Genomic DNA, 15,612 nt, shown 5'->3' on the forward strand with positions numbered 1-15,612 from the left:
TGACACGCATTGTGTGCGGCCACCGCTTTCCAGAGGCGTCCAACTCCGCACGGTCCCTGGTGCCTGAGAGATTGACGGGGAGGTGCTGCTCCTTCGGCGTCCGGGCCGAACCCGGAACTCTCCCGCACGGTTGCGACGCGCCTACAGTCTAAGCGGAGCGTCGTTACCGGTATGTTTCCGACCCTCGCCGTCGAGCGGTCACCTTGGTCACATCCGTGTGCGGTCCGCCCGCCTAACCGGTCTTACGGTTCTCCCGCGCCTTGCGGCGATAGGCCAACTCGTCCTCGGGACGCTCGCTCGCGGCGTGCGCCTCCGCCCGCTCGGCCGGGAAGTTCGCGATGGCACCGGTCAACTCACGCATCGCACCGCTGACCGCGATGCCGAAGACACCCTGCCCGCCCTGCAGTAAATCGACCACTTCCTCCGGCGAGGAGCATTCGTACACGGTGGTGCCGTCGGAGAACAAGGTGATGCCGGCCAGATCCTCGACCCCGCGGCTGCGCAGATGATCGACGGCGATGCGAATGTTCTGCAGTGAGATCCCGGCGTCGAGCAGACGCTTGACGATCTTGAGAACCAGGATGTCCTTGAAGGAGTACAGGCGCTGACTGCCGGAACCGGTGGCGCTGCGGATCGACGGAACGACGAGCCCGGTCCGAGCCCAGTAGTCGAGCTGCCGATACGTGATGCCTGCGACCTGGCAGGCGCTGGGAACCCGGTAACCCACGAGTTCGTCGGGAACGGTGTCGTCAGGGAACAGCCCTGGCTGCACGACCGCGGTGGGCCGCGGGTCGGGTGCTGGTTGCTGCGGTCGGTCTCCCACTGCTACTCCCTCACTGCATCGCCGAAGAAGAACAACGGCCTAACTGTCGAGGCTACTCTGTCGATTGTCTCGGCAGCACGGGCGTGGAACCAAACTCCGCGTGCGGCGTGTTTCTCACCCTCTAGGTGAGGTATAGAGCACAGTCCGGCTGCCGCCGGGTCGCATCAACTATCGGTGGCTTTGAAGTCGTCCGGAGAGACCGACTCCAGGAACTCCTTGAACTTCTCCACCTCGTCCTCACGTTCGTCGGGCATCACCAGCCCGGCTTCCTCGAGGACCGGTTCCTCGGCATAGATCGGGCAACCGACCCGCAAGGCGATGGCTACCGAATCCGAGGGCCGCGCCGAGATCCGCACATCGTTGTCGAAGACCAGGTCGGCATAGAAGGTGCCCTCCTGCAGGTCCACGATTCGCACCTCTTTCAAGGTGTGGCCGAGGTCGTGGATCAGAATCTTGATCAAGTCGTGGGTCAACGGGCGGATCGGGGTGACACCCTCTTGCTCGAGCACGATGGCGGTCGCCTCGGCCTGACCGATCCAGATCGGCAGGTAGCGGTCGCCGGACTCCTCCCGCAGCAGGAGCACGGGCTGATTCTGGGGCTGCTCGACCCGGATGCCGATCACACGCATTTCACTCATCGCACTGGCCTCCCAATACTCACCGACCACCCGCACGAGCCCAGCCGGGCAGGCCGTATCACCGAGTCTAGGCGATGAATTCAGCCGCCGAGGGAAGCGCGCACCGACGTCTTGACCAAGCTGGTATGCAAGGTCAGCGACAGGGCCGCCAACTCGCGTACCGTCTCCTCCGCGCGGGCGCGGGCATCGGCGTCGCGACTCTTGGCAATCGGCGCGGCAATCTGGGCGATCATGGCCGCCTCGCGATCCGCGGCCAGCTTGAACGCCCGCAGATGCCGTGCCTCCAAACCGAATTCGCTCATCGCCTGGGCGGTCCGGGCCAAGGTGACGGCCTCGGCGTCGAAAAACCCGGCTGCGCCGGGCGTGATGAGCCCGGCGCGGATCAATTCGGTGAGAAATTTCTCATCGATCCCGGCCTGGTCGAGCAGATCGGCACGGGTGACACGTATTTCGTGGTCCAGCCGCAGTTCGTCCGGCGACACCTCGCCGGGCACCACGCCCAGGCGGCGCGGCACGGCGGTCGCGCCCACCGCGCGGCCGGCGTCGGGCGCACGCCCCGAACCGTCCGCACCGGCGCCGTCGGCCCGGGCGCGCGCTTCACGCACGCCCAGGGTCGCGGCGCCGCGGTCGATCGCTTCGAGTTGCTCCTTGATCACCTTCAGCGGCAGATACTGATCACGCTGCGCCGTCAGGACGAACTTGAGCCGTTCGACATCGGCGACCGAGAATCTGCGATAACCCGAAGGCGTGCGCTCCGGGCGGATCAGTCCCTCGGATTCGAGAAACCGGATCTTGGAGATGGTGATGTCCGGAAAATCCGGACGCAGCAGGTCCAGCACGGAGCCGATCGACATCCCTCCGCGTGTCCATTGCGCTGCGCCAGTCATCAGTGGAATCCGCCTCGGCTCGTTACGCGCTCGGCTCGTTGACCTGAGGCCGCGGTCCGGTCAGGAACACCAGCCGGAACTTGCCGATCTGCACCTCGTCACCGTTCTGCAGCTCCGAGGAGTCCACCGGCTCGCGGTTGACGTAGGTGCCGTTCAGGCTGCCCACGTCCACAACCTGGAAGGTGTCCTCGTCCTGCCGGAATTCCGCGTGCCGACGAGACACCGTGACATCGTCGAGAAAGATGTCGCTGTCGGGGTGCCGCCCCGCCGAGGTGGTGGGCTGATCCAACAGGAATCGCGAACCCGCGTTGGGTCCACGCTTGACCACCAGCAGGGCAGCGCCCGCAGGCAGACCCTCGACCCCTTGCACCGGCTGTTCGCCGGTCTGCTCACCGGAGCGCGACGCGTCGACCTCGTTGAGGAAGTCAGCGCGGAACACCGAAGTCGTTTCGGCCGCGCTCTCCCCGTAACCCGGGTCTTTGTTCTCGCTCACCCTTGCTCTCCTCCTCGAACCGATTATCCGTACCGGTATCCGGCGCCAATACTGAGCGCACTGCCCTCACCGCCACCACTCATCGCGACCGGCTGTCGCGCTGTCAGGTGTCACCGGCAAGTTCCGGCAGAGTTCCCGGCACCGGCCGCCGGCACATCTGTTGGTGTTGACCGTACCCTGCTCGGGCGCACCCGTGCAGGTAGAACTGGGAAGGCTGACTCAGCCCTCGATAACTCCTTGGTAACCCGCAGCATCGAGCAGGCCACCCAACGCGGAATCCAGTGCCGCGGCGTCGTCGAGCTCGAGCTCGAACATCCACCCCGCGCCGTAGGCGTCGGTGTTGAGCTGCTCCGGTGCGGCGTCCAATTCCTCGTTCACCGCAACGACTTTCGCCTGCAGCGGTGCGTAGATCTCGGACACGCTCTTGGTCGACTCGACCTCGGCGATGGCCTCACCGGACGCCACCGCGGTATCGACCGCCGGCAGCTGCACGAACACCACATCACCGAGTTGCGACTGGGCGTAATCGGTGATCCCGACCCGCACCCGGGTCGGCGCGACGCGGCGTACCCACTCGTGTTCGGCGGTATAGCGAAGATCCTCGGGTAGGTCGGTCACAGGTTGATTCCTTTCACGGGGCGTCCTTTCACAGGCGTCCTCTCGCCGGTATCGCGACAACTGTATCGAGCCGGGCCGACACCGCGACCCACACACCCGCTACGAAGTTGCTCGCGGCACAACAGGTATGGTCCGGGCGACCGCGAACGCCTTCCACAGGTACAGCAGACCGGTCCACACGTAGGCCGCGGCACCCCACCACAGCAGGGCCCAGCCGAAGGCCCGGCTGAAACCGGCTGCCGCCCAGTCCATCTGCCCGGCCAGCAGCCAGGGCGCCGACGACATCAGCGCGAAGGTCGCGGCCTTACCCAGGTAGATCACCTCGGGTGGTTCCAGACCACGGCGCCGGTAGATCGGCAACACCGCGGCCAGGACCAGATCCCGGCCGATCAGCACGGCCACGAACGGCCAGGGCAGGATGCCGCGCACCAGGAAGGCGAGCACGGTGGCGATCAGATACAGCCGATCCACCAAGGGGTCCAGCAGCGCGCCCAGCCGTGAGGACTGATCGAGCAGCCGCGCGAGCTTGCCGTCCAGGAAGTCGGTGATACCGCTGGCGATCAGCAGGGCGAAGGCCCAGCCGTCGGCGTGCTCGACCAGCAGTAGCCACAACAGCACCGGCACGCCGATCAACCGCACCACGCTCAGCGCGTTCGGCACTGTGAGGATGCGGTCCTCGTTCGCGTTCGACGTCGGGTCGGCGTCCGGTTCGGACGGCCGGGGATCGGGGACGGGCCCGCCGCCCGCTGGAGTGGTCACAGCCTGTGTGCTTACCCCAATGCCTGCGGCGACGCCATTCGGGCACGCCGCACGCGGAGGGCGGACGCCCGGCGACGGTGGTCGCGATGCGCGATATGTTTACCCGTCGCATCGAGCCGGTGGATACTGTCGAAGACACGGTGCGTCGAGAATCGTTTCATTGTGATGCGATGACGAGAGGATGACATGCCCGACTTCGACTACGACGTGGTGGTGATCGGCTCCGGGTTCGGTGGCAGTGTCAGCGCGCTTCGCCTGACCGAGAAGGGCTACCGAGTGGCCGTCCTCGAATCCGGACGCCGCTGGCCCGCCGAATCCATCCCGGGTACCAACTGGAATGTCCGCAAGTCGATCTGGGCGCCCCGGCTGGGACTCACCGGCCCGCAGCGCATCAGTGTGCTCGGCAAGTGCGCGGTCTTCTCGGCCGCGGGCGTGGGTGGCGGATCGCTGATCTACGGCAACACCCTCTACGAACCGCTTCCGAACTTCTATACCGACCGGCAGTGGGCCCATATCGCCGACTGGCGCAGCGAGCTGGCGCCCTACTACGACCAGGCCAAGCGGATGCTGGGCGTGGCGCCGAATCCGCGCGTCACGCCGGCCGACGAGGTGATCCGTTCCATCGCAGACGATCTCGGCGTGGGTGATACCTATCACCCCACCAATGTGGGGGTGTTCTTCAACGAGGAGCAGCCCGGCGTCGAGGTCGACGACCCCTATTTCGGCGGCGCCGGCCCACGCCGCAGCGGCTGCATCCACTGCGCCCGCTGCTTCACCGGCTGCCCGCACAACGCCAAGAACACCACCCCCACCAACTACCTGTACCTCGCCGAACAGGCCGGGGCCAAGGTTTTCGACCTGACCACGGCCACCAGCGTGCGCCCGATGACCGGGGGCGGCTACGCCATCGAGACGCAACGCTCGGATCGCTGGATCCGCAAGGGCCGCAAGACGTTCACCACCCAGCAGGTGGTCTTCGCCGCGGCGGCGCTGGGCACCCAGAAGCTGCTGCACAAGATGCGCGACGACAAGGTGCTGCCGAATCTGTCACCGCGGCTGGGTGAGCTCACCCGCAGCAACTCCGAGGCGATTCTCAACGTCGTCAGCCGCCAGCGGCGCGATTTCGCCGAGGGCATCGCCATCACCTCGTCGATCCATCCCGAACCCGATACCCACATCGAGGTCTGCCACTACGGCAAGGGACAGAACGCGCTGTTCCCGATGTCGGTGCCGATCGTCGACGGCGGCGCCTTCCGGTTCCTGCGATTCCTGCTGGCCATCCTGCTGCATCCGGTGGTCTTCGCGCGCAGCCTCAACGCCCGCCGTGCCTCGGAGAAGTCGGTGATCCTGCTGGTGATGCAGTCACTGGACAATTCGCTGACCTCGTTCCGCCGCTGGGGGCAGCTCAAGACCCGGCAGGGCACCGGCAAACCGAATCCCACCTGGATTCCGATGGCGCACGAGATCGGCCGCCGCTTCGGCGACAAGGTCGACGGCGATGTGCACGGGCTGGTCATGGATGTGTTCAATATCCCCGCGACCGCGCACTACATCGGCGGCTGCGTGATCGGCGAGGGGCCCGAGAGCGGCGTGGTGGATCCGTATCAGCGGGTGTTCGGCCATCCCGGCCTGCACATCGCCGACGGCTCCGCGGTGACCGCGAACCTCGGGGTGAACCCGTCGCTGACCATCACCGCGCAGGCCGAGCGCGCGATGGCGTTCTGGCCCAACAACGGCGAGCCGGATCCCCGGCCTGAACTCGGTACGCCGTACCGCCGGATCGAGCCGGTCGCACCGCATTTCGCGACCGTGCCCGACACCGCACCGGGTGCGCTGCGGCTGCCCATCGCACCGATCGATCCGGCGACCGCCGACCGCTGACCTCTCGATTCGTCACCACCGGCGCGTCGGAGCCTCCCCCGGACCTGTAGCGCCCCTTATGCTTTCCGATATCGAGTATCGACGGAAGGGCGGTCGCCAATGCTCGTGCGAGTGCAGAATGCGGCCGGGTCCCTGGCCGAACGGGCCCTCATCGACTGGCTGCGCACCTGGAAGGGTCACCACGATCCGCAGGGTGTCGCCGTGGTCAACTGCAGCCTGTTCTATGCCGATCGGCTGCATCAGTTCGATGCGGTGATCTGGACCCCGACCACCTGCGTGGTGGTCGAGGCCGAGGCATTGGTCGAGCGGGTCACCGGTGAGCTGGAGGTACCGCTGAACGGCCCCTGGCGCGTCGGCGGCCAGGTGGTGAATTTCGAGGGCGGCGACCGGGGAACCCCGCTCGACCGCTCCCGGGAACACACCCACGCACTGCAGAACTGGCTGGCCGAGCGGGGTCTGGGACAGCGGGTCGTCCAGGGTGTGGTCGTTGTGGTGCCACCGCACGGCGCCGAACCCCGCATCCGCCAGCTGTGGAACGATCCGGGATTGCAGGTGCTGCTCGGTGACGGGCCGGGGCGGCTGGCCGAGTGCCTGACCGCGCTGACCGCGCAGGGCCGCGCGCAATGGACGGTCAACGAGATCGCTCTGACCTTCCGCGGACTGGGCATCCTGCCGTATCTGCCCGCCCCGCAGGACCTCGTCGGCGAGGGCTTCGGCGGTCCGGTGGACACCACGCTGTGGTACGGCGGACCGCAGCAGGCGCAGGCCGAGGCGTTCTTCGAGGAACAGGCACAGCTCGAACAGTCCTACGGGCGAGCACCGGCGATCACCATGCCCTGGTACAGCCCGTGGAATCTCTATCCGAAGGAGCCTGAGCGCGTCGACCCCGGGCGCGCGGTCCTGCGCATCCTGCTGGCGGTGGGCATGCTCATCGGCGTCGCCTGGGTGCTGTGGTTCGCGATCTCACTGATCCTGACCTACGGCCCGGGCTGATCCGGCCGTCTGCCCCGCTGTGACCGCGGCACGCGGGTGCTCGGCGTAGCGGATCCGCACCGACGCCACCGCCGCCCAGCATGCCGTGACGGCCGCGACGGCGAGGGCGGCGCCGCCGACGATATCGGTCGGATAGTGGTAGCCGAGCCCGATCATGCCCACCGCCACCGCGAACAGCGCCACCACCGCGACCGCCACGACCACGATCCGGACCCGTGCGGTGGCCGCGACGAGCGCCGAACCGGTGGCGATGGCGACGAATTGGACGGTGTGCCCGCTCGGGTAGGCCAGGTAGTGCTGTAAGTGCCTGTCCCACAGCGATTTCAGTGCCCAGGTATTGATCGCCACCACCAATTCCGGTGCCACCAGCAGGAATCCCGCTGCCCACCAGTCCCGCCGCCAGGCACACCAGAGGATGCCGATCAGCAACAGCGGCAACACGATATAGGCGTCGCTGGGGATCACCAGGGCGTGATAGATCCCCGGATGGCCGTCCAGACCGGCGTGGACCCGGTCACCGACCGCACGATCGAAACCGGTCGGCCCCCTGTCCGGGGGGAAGGTCAGGGGAACGGTAACCGTGATCAGCAGCCCGATCAGGACGACGACGGCGGTGCGGACGGGCTGCGGTCGATACCAGGTGATCGGAGGCGGAGCATGCACCTCTCGACGATAGCCCGGACGCGACACCACCCCGCCCCGTCGCGGCGCCGGCCGAATCAGTCGCCCTGGTGCACGCTCGCATCGTCGAGCATCGCCGCACGCAGCATCGCCTCGGGGACGCCGAGCGCCTCGACCAGCACACCCGACTCCGGCCGCAACCGGTCCACGAGTTCGTTGACCCCGCGGCGCACCGCCTTGGCCCGATCCACCGACATGAACCGGTGCATGATGTACCAGGCCTGATTCTGTTCGATGGCGGAGTAGACGAACAGATCGCAGACGGTATCGGCCAGCGCCCGGGCATCGGGATCCTCGATATCGGCGATTCCCTCGATGAACGCCTCCAGCACCAGCCGGTCGATATGTGCTTCCCCGGCCGCGAGGATGTGGTCCTGCGCGTTGTTGAACGCCTCGAACGGGCCGGTCTCCTCCGCCCGCGCGCGCAATCGATGAGCCGCGGTCCGGGTCAGATAGTCCTCGCGGTCGGCGAACAGCTGCAGCTGCACCGAACGCCGCGACAGATCGCCGTCGTCGACGCCGTCGTCGGAGCGATCGCGCAGCCGCTGGATGAGCTGGCGCACGCCGGAGGTCTCGCGCACCACGTCACGCGCCATGGTCGCCGCGAAGCGCACCCAGCCGAGGGCGTCCAGATCGCGCACCTCGTCGGAGTAGGACGTGAGCAGTTCCTTGGCGACCAACTGGGTGAGCACCACGTTGTCACCTTCGAAGGTGGTGAACACATCGGTGTCGGCCTTCAGCGTCACCAGCCGGTTCTCGGTGAGGTAGCCCGCGCCGCCGCAGGCTTCCCGGCATTCCTGAATGGATCGGGTGGCGTGGCGGGTCTGGGCGACCTTGAGTCCGGCGGCGCGCTTCTCCAGTGCGCGCTGAGCCTCGGGGTCGAGGTTCTGGCCGGTCTGCACCAGATGCATCCGGCGCACCAGGTCGTTCTGGGCGAACGACAGCGCGAACGCCCGCGCCACATGCGGCAGCAGGCGGCGCTGATGGCTGCGATAGTCCAGCAGCAGGGTTTCGCCACCGTCGTCGGGATCGGAGAACTGGCGCCGCTTGTCGGCGTAGCGCAGTGCGATACTCAGTGCGACCCGCGCCCCCGCCGCCGCGGCGCCGCCCACGCTGACCCGGCCGCGCACCAGGGTGCCCAGGGTGGTGAAGAATCGCCGGCTCGGATTCTCGATCTCGGAGCTGTAGGTGCCGTCGGGCTCGACATCGGCGTAGCGATTGAGCAGGTTCTCGCGCGGGATGCGGACCTGATCGAACTGGATGCGGCCGTTGTCCACACCGGGCAGACCGCCCTTGAGACCGCAGTCAGAGGTGGTCACGCCGGGCAGATCGGCGCCGCGCTCATCGCGGATGGGGACGAGAAAGCAGTGCACGCCCTTGCTTTCGCCGCCGGTGATCAGCTGCGCGAACACCGCCGCCATCCGGGCGTGCTCGGCGGCGCCGCCGATGTAGTCCTTGCGGGCCGAGGCGGTGGGACTGTGCACGACGAATTCGCCGGTGCCCGGATCGTAGGTGGCGGTGGTCTCCAGATTGGCGACATCGCTGCCGTGCCCGGATTCGGTCATCGCGAAACAGCCCAGCAGATCCAGCGACAGCAGCCGCTTGACCACATCGGCATGACGTTCGGTGCCGAGATTCTCGACCGCGCCACCGAACAACCCCCACTGCACACCGGCCTTCACCCACAGCGACAGATCGGTGTAGGCGAGCATCTCCAGACCGGTGACGGCCCCGCCGGGATCGGCGCTGCCACCGTGTTCGAGGCTGAAACCTTTTTCCGCATAACCGAACTCGGCAACCAACCGCATCTGCTCCAGGACCCGCGCCCGCGCCTGTCGGTAGTCGAGGTAGGGGTCGCCGAACAGCCGGTCGTCGAGCAGTTGCCGCCTCGCCTGTTCCCGCACGTCACGCCACGGTCCGTCCAGTGCCGCCCGCAGATGGTCGGCTGTCGAAATCTCGGTGCCCATGGCACCGACTGTAGCGGTACTCGCGGACCCCCGGCGATAACCAGCGCGTTGCCGAAACGGCCGGGGTGAGGGACGCCACCGTGCGTCCGCGTGTCGTCCGACTAACGTATCTGCTGTGACAGATGAGTTGGAGCCCGAACTCGTCCGCACGGGGCCGGAGACCCGGCCGAGTTCGTTGTGGCATCGGGCGATGGGAGCGGTAACCGATCGGCTGGTCGCCCAGCGTCGGGCCACCGTCGACGCCGTGGTCGAGGCGCCCGCACCGCTACGGCCGATCGATCTGACCGACGACGCGGCGGTCACCGAGGTGCTCGACCTGGCCGAGCGCGTCGGGGAGGTGGTGCTCGCCTCGGGCACCGCGGTCACCGATACCAGCACCCAGGTCGAATTCATCGCCGCCACCTACGGTTTGGCGCAATGCGATATCGACGTCACCTACAACTCGATTCGCATCTCCGCCGATCGCGGTCCTTCGCTCCCGCCCGCGAGCACCATGCGGGTGGTGCAGTATCGATCACTGGACTTCACCCGGCTCTCGGCCGTCGATCGCCTCACCCGGCGCATCCGCCGCGAGATGGTGCCGCCGCAGGACGCGCACGCGGCACTCGACGCGATCACCGGCGCACCGCATCCCTACAACCGATGGATCGCGACATTCGGCTGGTCGCTGCTGGCGGCGTCGATCTCGCTGTTGCTCGGCGGCGGGGTCCTGGTGGCGGCCGTGAGTTTCGCCACCACATTGCTCATCGACCGGACCAATCGCTCGCTCAACAAGCGCGGCCTGCCGTTCTTCTTCCAGAATATGATGGGCGGCGTCATCGCCACCGTCCCCGCGATCCTGCTGCAGACCTTCGCCGAGGGGCTGGACATCAATCCCAGCCTGATCGTCGCGGCGGGAATCACCGTGCTGCTCAGTGGTTTACAACTGGTCGGCGCGGTCGAGGACGCGATCACCGGGGCGCCGATCACCGCGGCCGCCCGTATGCTCGAAGTACTCGTCATGACCGGTGCGATCATCGCCGGCGTGGCGGTGGCACTGCGCGGTGCGGAAGCCTTCGGCGCCCAGGCGCCACCGATCGACATGTCGCCGACCTACGACATCAACAATCTGCCGCTGAAGATCGTCGCCGGTGCCCTGGCGGCGGCGGCCTTCGCACTGGCCTGCTACGCCGAACGTCGCGCGCTGACCGTCGCGGCGATCACGGGCGCCGGGATCACCGTGTGCTACCTGTTCGTCCAGCACGCCGGATTCGGCCCGGTGATCGCCGCCGCCGTCGCCGCGACCGTGATCGGCCTCGCCGGTGGTCTGCTGGCTCGTCGTGCGGTGACTCCCCCGCTGGTGGTGGCCATCGCCGGCATCACCCCGCTGCTTCCCGGTCTGAAGGTCTACCGAGGCCTGTTCTCATTGCTCAACGACGACCTGGTGGCCGGCTTGAACCAGATGTTCGCCGCCTTGGTGGTCGGCTGCGCGCTCGGCGGCGGTATCACGCTGGGTGAATGGTTCGCCCGCTGGCTGCGGCGGCCGCGAATCCTGCGGCGGGTCACCGGGGTTCGCCCCGACGACTTCGACTGAGGGTCAGGCCGCGAAACCGATGGAACGAGCCAGATCGGCCAGGGTGGCGTCGAACAAAGCGTCGGGGTTGCGCACCGGCATCGGGTAGTTGCCGAAGACCTCGAGGGTGACATGTCCGTAGAGCCGGGCCCAGAACTGGATCATCAGATAGGTGACGCCGAGATCCAGTTTCTCGGCCGGGAACTTCTGGCCCGATTCGGCGAGTACGGCCAGCAGTTCGGTCTGGAATCCGATCAGATCCTCGCGCAGCGCGGTGGGGATCACGTCGGTCGGCGGGGTGACGATGTCGTAGGTGGTCAGCAGCCGGCCGGCCGCCTCGAGGAAGATGCGGCCGAACGGTTCGTCGAATTGCCGCATGGCACTGGTGGAATCACCGGCGGGTGAGGCGAACACCAGGGTGAATTCGTGGGCGTGGGCCAGCGCCCACTGCCGGAAACCCCGGCAGATGGCGAACAACTGCACAACGCCGTCCTCGGGCAGCGCGGCCACCTGACCGGCCAGTTCCCGCGCGAGGTCGGCGCAGATATCGCTGCGCAGCGCGCCGACGAGATCGTCGCGCGAGGCGTAGTACCGATACAGCGCCGGTGCGGTGATGCCCAGGTCGCGCGCTATCGCGCGCAGCGTCACCGCCTCGGGCCCCTGCTCGACCAGCAGTGTGCGAGCCACCCGACGAATGTCGGCGTCGCTCACCGCGGGCATGCGGCCCCGTCGTGCGGGTGTCATGCGTTGTCCTTCGTCGCATACGCACCGGCCTCGACGTCACGGGTACGTCGAGGCCGGTGCGCACACTGTGTCCTGGGCCGTCGAGGCCCGGGCCGACACGGGTGGCACCCCTGTCGGCCCGGACGCTCATTCGTAGGCGACCTGCCAGCTCTTGATTCCGTTCAACCAGCCCGAGCGTAGCCGGACCGGTTCGGAGATCTGACGCAGGTTGGGCATCACGTCGGCGATCGCGTTGAAGATCAGATCCAGCTGCAGGCGGGCGAGATTCGCGCCGACACAGTAGTGCGTGCCGGTGCCACCGAATCCGACGTGCGGATTCGGATTGCGCATGATGTCGAATTCGAACGGCTTGTCGAAGCGTTCCTCGTCGAAGTTCGCCGAGGAGTAGAACAGCCCGACCCGCTGCCCCTTCTTGATCGCCTGGCCACCGATTTCGGTGTCGGACAGTGCGGTTCGCTGGAAGGCGATGACAGGGGTGGCCCAGCGCACGATCTCGTCGGGCGCGGTGCGCGGGCGCTCGGCCCGGTAGAGCTCCCACTGTTGCGGATTGTCGACGAAGGCCTTCATCCCGTGGGTGGTGGCGTTACGGGTGGTCTCGTTACCGGCGACCGCCAGCAGGATCACGAACCAGGCGAATTCCTCCGAACCGAGGGCCTCGCCATCGATATCGGCGTTGAGCAGCTGCGAGACGATGTCGTCGGCCGGGCACTTGCGCTTCTCTTCGGCGAGATTCCACGCGTAACCCATGACCTGAGCGTTGGCCATCTTGTAGCTGTCGGCGAATTCGGGGTCGTCGTAGCCCATCATCTGGTTCGACCACTCGAAGAGCTGGCCGCGATCGGACTGCGGCACACCGAGAAGTTCGGCGATCGCCTGCAGCGGCAGCTCGCACGCGACCTGCTGCACGAAGTCGCCGCCGCCGGTCTTCTTGGCCTCGTGGACGATCCGCTCGGCGCGCTCGCGCAGCGCCACCCGCAGGCTCTCGACCGCGCGCGGGGTGAAGCCGCGGGAGATGATGCGGCGCAGCTTGTCGTGGGCCGGCGGGTCGGTGTTGACCAGCATGGCGCGCTGGATCTCGATCTCCTCACGGGTGATCTCACCGTTGAAGCGGATGACCGCGGTGTTCTCCTGGGTGGAGAAGACCTCGGAGTTCTTCGAGATCTCCTTGATGTCGTCGAGCCGGCTGACGACCCAGTAACCGCCGTCGTCGAAGCCGCTCACACCCTTGGGCTGATCGACCCACCACACCGGGGCGGTGCGGCGCAGTTCGGCCCATTCGGCCACGGGCAGGCGGTTGGCCAGCAGATCGGGATCGGTGAAGTCGAATTCGTGGCTGATGGACGGCAGAGACGGCGCGGACACGGTACCTCCTTTGGAACACGTTCCTATGGAGTGAACCACACCACACTCGATTTGTGAACACCTATTAGTAAATAATGTTCACGCGCCTCTTCCGCTCGCCGAGATCACCCTCGTCACCACCGATGACCAGCACCGACAGATCACGAGCCGGCCCAGACGCGAGGTCCGAGCCGGCCCGCGGAACCGATGCTCAGTCCAGCTGCAACTGCGGTGAATACAGTTCCAGCCAGGTGTGCATGTCGATGATCCGGTCCAGTCCGGCACGGATGTAGCTGTCGATGCCGGCCGGGTCCAGCGCTACCGCCCGTTGCAGCCACTGCCGGTCGATGAGTTCGAAGATCGGTGAATCATCGTCGGCGAGCACATGTTTGGCCTGCTGCTGCAGGACCGCCGCGTAGCCCGGATCCTGCGTCGACGGATACGGGCTCTTGACCCGCCGCACGACCGATTCCGGCAGGACGTGCTCGGCGGCGTGGCGCAGCAGGCTCTTCTCCCGGCCGTCGAAGGTCTTCAGCGACCACGGCGCGTTGTAGACGTACTCGACCAGGCGGTGATCACAGAACGGCACCCGGACCTCGAGCCCGACCGCCATCGACGCGCGATCCTTGCGGTCGAGCAGGGTGCGCACGAACCGGGTCAGGTGCAGATGACATACGGTCCGCATCCGGTGTTCGACCTCGGATTCGCCGTCGAGATGCTCGACCTCGGCCACCGCCGCGCGGTACTGATCGGCGATGAACTCCTCGAGCCGCAGCCGCTCACGCAGAGCCGGGTCGAGGATCTGCCAGCGCGCGTCGCCGGTCAGAGCGCTGTTGAACGCCAGCCACGGGAAGTTGTCCGCCTTCAGCGCGACCTCGTCGTGGAACCAGCGGTACCCGCCGAACACCTCGTCGGCCGACTCCCCCGACAGCGCCACCGTCGACTGCTGCCGGATGGCCGCGAACAGCAGATACAGCGAGGTGTCCATATCGCCGAGTCCGGCCGGGATGTCGCGGGCGGTGATCACCGCGCGCCGCACCGCGGGATCGGCCAGATCGGCCGGGTTCAGCACCACATCACGATGCGCCGAGCGCACCAGCGCGGCCACCTCGCGCACGAACGGCGAATCCGGGGTGTCGCGCATCTCGTCGGGAACGAAGTTCCGCTCCTGGTCGGCGAAATCCACCGAGAACGTCCGCAGCTGCTCGCCGTCGCGTGCCAGCCGGGCCGCGGCCAGGCCGGTGATCGCGCTCGAGTCCAGCCCGCCGGAGAGCAGTACACAGCGCGGGACGTCGGAGATGAGCTGGCGGTCGACGATATCGGTGAGCAGCTCGCGCACCCGATCGACGGTCCGCTCCCGATCGTCGGTGTGCTCGACGGCGTCGAGCCGCCAGTAGGTGCGAGTGCGAATCCCGTCGCGGTCCACCGTGACCAGCGTTCCGGGCAGCACCTCCTCCATTCCCTTCCACAGCGACCAGCCGGGCTGTTTGGTCATCGCGAACAGCTCGCGCAGGCCGTCGAGATCGACCGTCTCGGCCGCCAGCGGATTGGCGAGGATCGCCTTCGGCTCGGAGCCGAACAGCACCCCGTCCGAAGTCGGGTAGTAGTAGAACGGCTTGATCCCCATCCGGTCCCGCACCATGACCAGCTTCTGGTCGCGCTCGTCCCAGATCGCGAAGGCGTACATGCCGTTGAGGTGGTCGACGACGGCCTCACCCCACTGCAGGTATCCATGCAGGACCACCTCGGTGTCACTGTCGGTGTCGAAGGAGTGCCCGAGCCCGCGCAGCTCGTCGCGCAGCTCGCGGAAGTTGTAGGCCTCGCCCGAATACACCATTCCGACATCGCCGGCCGGAGTCGGCACGGTCATCGGCTGCGCCCCGCCGGGCAGGTCGATGATGGCCAGTCGCCGGTGCCCCAGCGCCGCGTGTTCACGAACGAAAGTGCCTCGCCCGTCCGGCCCGCGACAGGCCATGGTTTCGGTCATCGCATCGACGACCCCCTGCTGCCGGGTGAGATCCTCGGAGAACGCCACCCAGCCCGCGATTCCGCACATTCCGCCGCCTCTCAATAATTAATTAGCTTAGGGAATTATCCGTAAAACCGTTGTAACACAAGGAGAATCGAGGGCGCTACCATACGCCCGACTTGTCCGGGCTTGTCCGGGCTTGTCCGGACTTGCCGCCTTCGACCGAATAGTTCGGCACCCCCGGCCCAGGCGAAAGTTCGACAACC

14 protein-coding genes and 1 riboswitch are annotated in these 15,612 nt (G+C 67.0%); of the genes, 3 read left to right on the forward strand and 11 right to left on the reverse strand.

Annotation, left to right across the window (positions count from 1 at the left end; genetic code table 11):
- Nucleotides 1-40: 40 nt before the first annotated feature.
- Nucleotides 41-135, reverse strand: a riboswitch (glycine riboswitch).
- A gap of 97 nt (nucleotides 136-232) precedes the next feature.
- The 6 genes from LKD76_RS18425 to LKD76_RS18450 all read right to left on the reverse strand — a co-directional run bounded on the left by LKD76_RS18425 (nucleotide 233) and on the right by LKD76_RS18450 (nucleotide 4,128).
- On the reverse strand, nucleotides 233-823 hold the full coding sequence (locus tag LKD76_RS18425) for a MerR family transcriptional regulator (RefSeq protein WP_308188541.1): 591 nt from the start codon (nucleotides 821-823) through the stop codon (nucleotides 233-235).
- 164 nt (nucleotides 824-987) lie between these two features.
- Nucleotides 988-1,461, reverse strand: a complete 474-nt coding sequence (locus tag LKD76_RS18430) for a bifunctional nuclease family protein (RefSeq protein WP_040719032.1) — start codon at nucleotides 1,459-1,461, stop codon at nucleotides 988-990.
- Between the two features lie 80 nt (nucleotides 1,462-1,541).
- Complete coding sequence (gene ftsR, locus LKD76_RS18435; RefSeq protein ID WP_227982564.1) at nucleotides 1,542-2,315, reverse strand: transcriptional regulator FtsR; 774 nt, start codon at nucleotides 2,313-2,315, stop codon at nucleotides 1,542-1,544.
- Between the two features lie 55 nt (nucleotides 2,316-2,370).
- Nucleotides 2,371-2,841 (reverse strand): oxoglutarate dehydrogenase inhibitor Odhl, encoded by a 471-nt coding sequence (gene odhI, locus LKD76_RS18440; protein ID WP_036500944.1) that lies wholly within the window; start codon nucleotides 2,839-2,841, stop codon nucleotides 2,371-2,373.
- Between the two features lie 219 nt (nucleotides 2,842-3,060).
- On the reverse strand, nucleotides 3,061-3,459 hold the full coding sequence (gcvH, locus tag LKD76_RS18445) for a glycine cleavage system protein GcvH (RefSeq protein WP_227982565.1): 399 nt from the start codon (nucleotides 3,457-3,459) through the stop codon (nucleotides 3,061-3,063).
- 99 nt (nucleotides 3,460-3,558) lie between these two features.
- Nucleotides 3,559-4,128, reverse strand: coding sequence for a CDP-alcohol phosphatidyltransferase family protein (locus LKD76_RS18450; protein ID WP_227985302.1), 570 nt, complete (start codon nucleotides 4,126-4,128; stop codon nucleotides 3,559-3,561).
- A gap of 276 nt (nucleotides 4,129-4,404) precedes the next feature.
- Between LKD76_RS18450 and LKD76_RS18455 the strand changes: the two genes are divergently transcribed.
- Nucleotides 4,405-6,099 (forward strand): GMC oxidoreductase, encoded by a 1,695-nt coding sequence (locus LKD76_RS18455; protein ID WP_227982566.1) that lies wholly within the window; start codon nucleotides 4,405-4,407, stop codon nucleotides 6,097-6,099.
- A 111-nt stretch (nucleotides 6,100-6,210) separates the two neighbouring features.
- Entirely contained in the window at nucleotides 6,211-7,092 is an 882-nt protein-coding gene (locus LKD76_RS18460) for a nuclease-related domain-containing protein (protein ID WP_227982567.1), read from the forward strand.
- On the opposite strand, the gene LKD76_RS18465 is transcribed toward LKD76_RS18460, so the two are convergent.
- On the reverse strand, nucleotides 7,063-7,755 hold the full coding sequence (locus LKD76_RS18465; RefSeq protein WP_227982568.1) for a phosphatase PAP2 family protein: 693 nt from the start codon (nucleotides 7,753-7,755) through the stop codon (nucleotides 7,063-7,065). The two genes, LKD76_RS18460 and LKD76_RS18465, sit on opposite strands and share 30 nt — an antisense overlap.
- A gap of 56 nt (nucleotides 7,756-7,811) precedes the next feature.
- On the reverse strand, nucleotides 7,812-9,740 hold the full coding sequence (locus tag LKD76_RS18470; RefSeq protein ID WP_227982569.1) for an acyl-CoA dehydrogenase family protein: 1,929 nt from the start codon (nucleotides 9,738-9,740) through the stop codon (nucleotides 7,812-7,814).
- A 190-nt stretch (nucleotides 9,741-9,930) separates the two neighbouring features.
- On the opposite strand from LKD76_RS18470, the gene LKD76_RS18475 reads away from it, so the two are divergent.
- Complete coding sequence (locus LKD76_RS18475; RefSeq protein ID WP_227985303.1) at nucleotides 9,931-11,313, forward strand: threonine/serine exporter family protein; 1,383 nt, start codon at nucleotides 9,931-9,933, stop codon at nucleotides 11,311-11,313.
- Nucleotides 11,314-11,316: 3 nt separating this feature from the next.
- Here LKD76_RS18475 and LKD76_RS18480 read toward each other — a convergent pair whose 3' ends face one another.
- The 3 genes from LKD76_RS18480 to asnB all read right to left on the reverse strand — a co-directional run bounded on the left by LKD76_RS18480 (nucleotide 11,317) and on the right by asnB (nucleotide 15,433).
- The gene (locus tag LKD76_RS18480) at nucleotides 11,317-12,036 is read right to left on the reverse strand and encodes a TetR/AcrR family transcriptional regulator (protein WP_227982570.1); all 720 of its coding nucleotides are present in this window, start codon (nucleotides 12,034-12,036) and stop codon (nucleotides 11,317-11,319) included.
- Nucleotides 12,037-12,162: 126 nt separating this feature from the next.
- Nucleotides 12,163-13,398: a cytochrome P450 gene (locus LKD76_RS18485; protein ID WP_227982571.1), complete on the reverse strand. Its 1,236-nt coding sequence runs from the start codon at nucleotides 13,396-13,398 to the stop codon at nucleotides 12,163-12,165.
- Nucleotides 13,399-13,588: 190 nt separating this feature from the next.
- Nucleotides 13,589-15,433 carry an asparagine synthase (glutamine-hydrolyzing) gene (gene asnB, locus LKD76_RS18490; RefSeq protein ID WP_227982572.1) on the reverse strand — a complete coding sequence of 615 codons (1,845 nt, stop codon included), beginning with the start codon at nucleotides 15,431-15,433 and terminating at the stop codon, nucleotides 13,589-13,591.
- Nucleotides 15,434-15,612 lie beyond the last annotated feature (179 nt).

The sequence above is a fragment of the Nocardia spumae genome, from assembly GCF_020733635.1.
In the GTDB taxonomy this organism is placed as follows: Bacteria; Actinomycetota; Actinomycetes; order Mycobacteriales; family Mycobacteriaceae; genus Nocardia; species Nocardia spumae.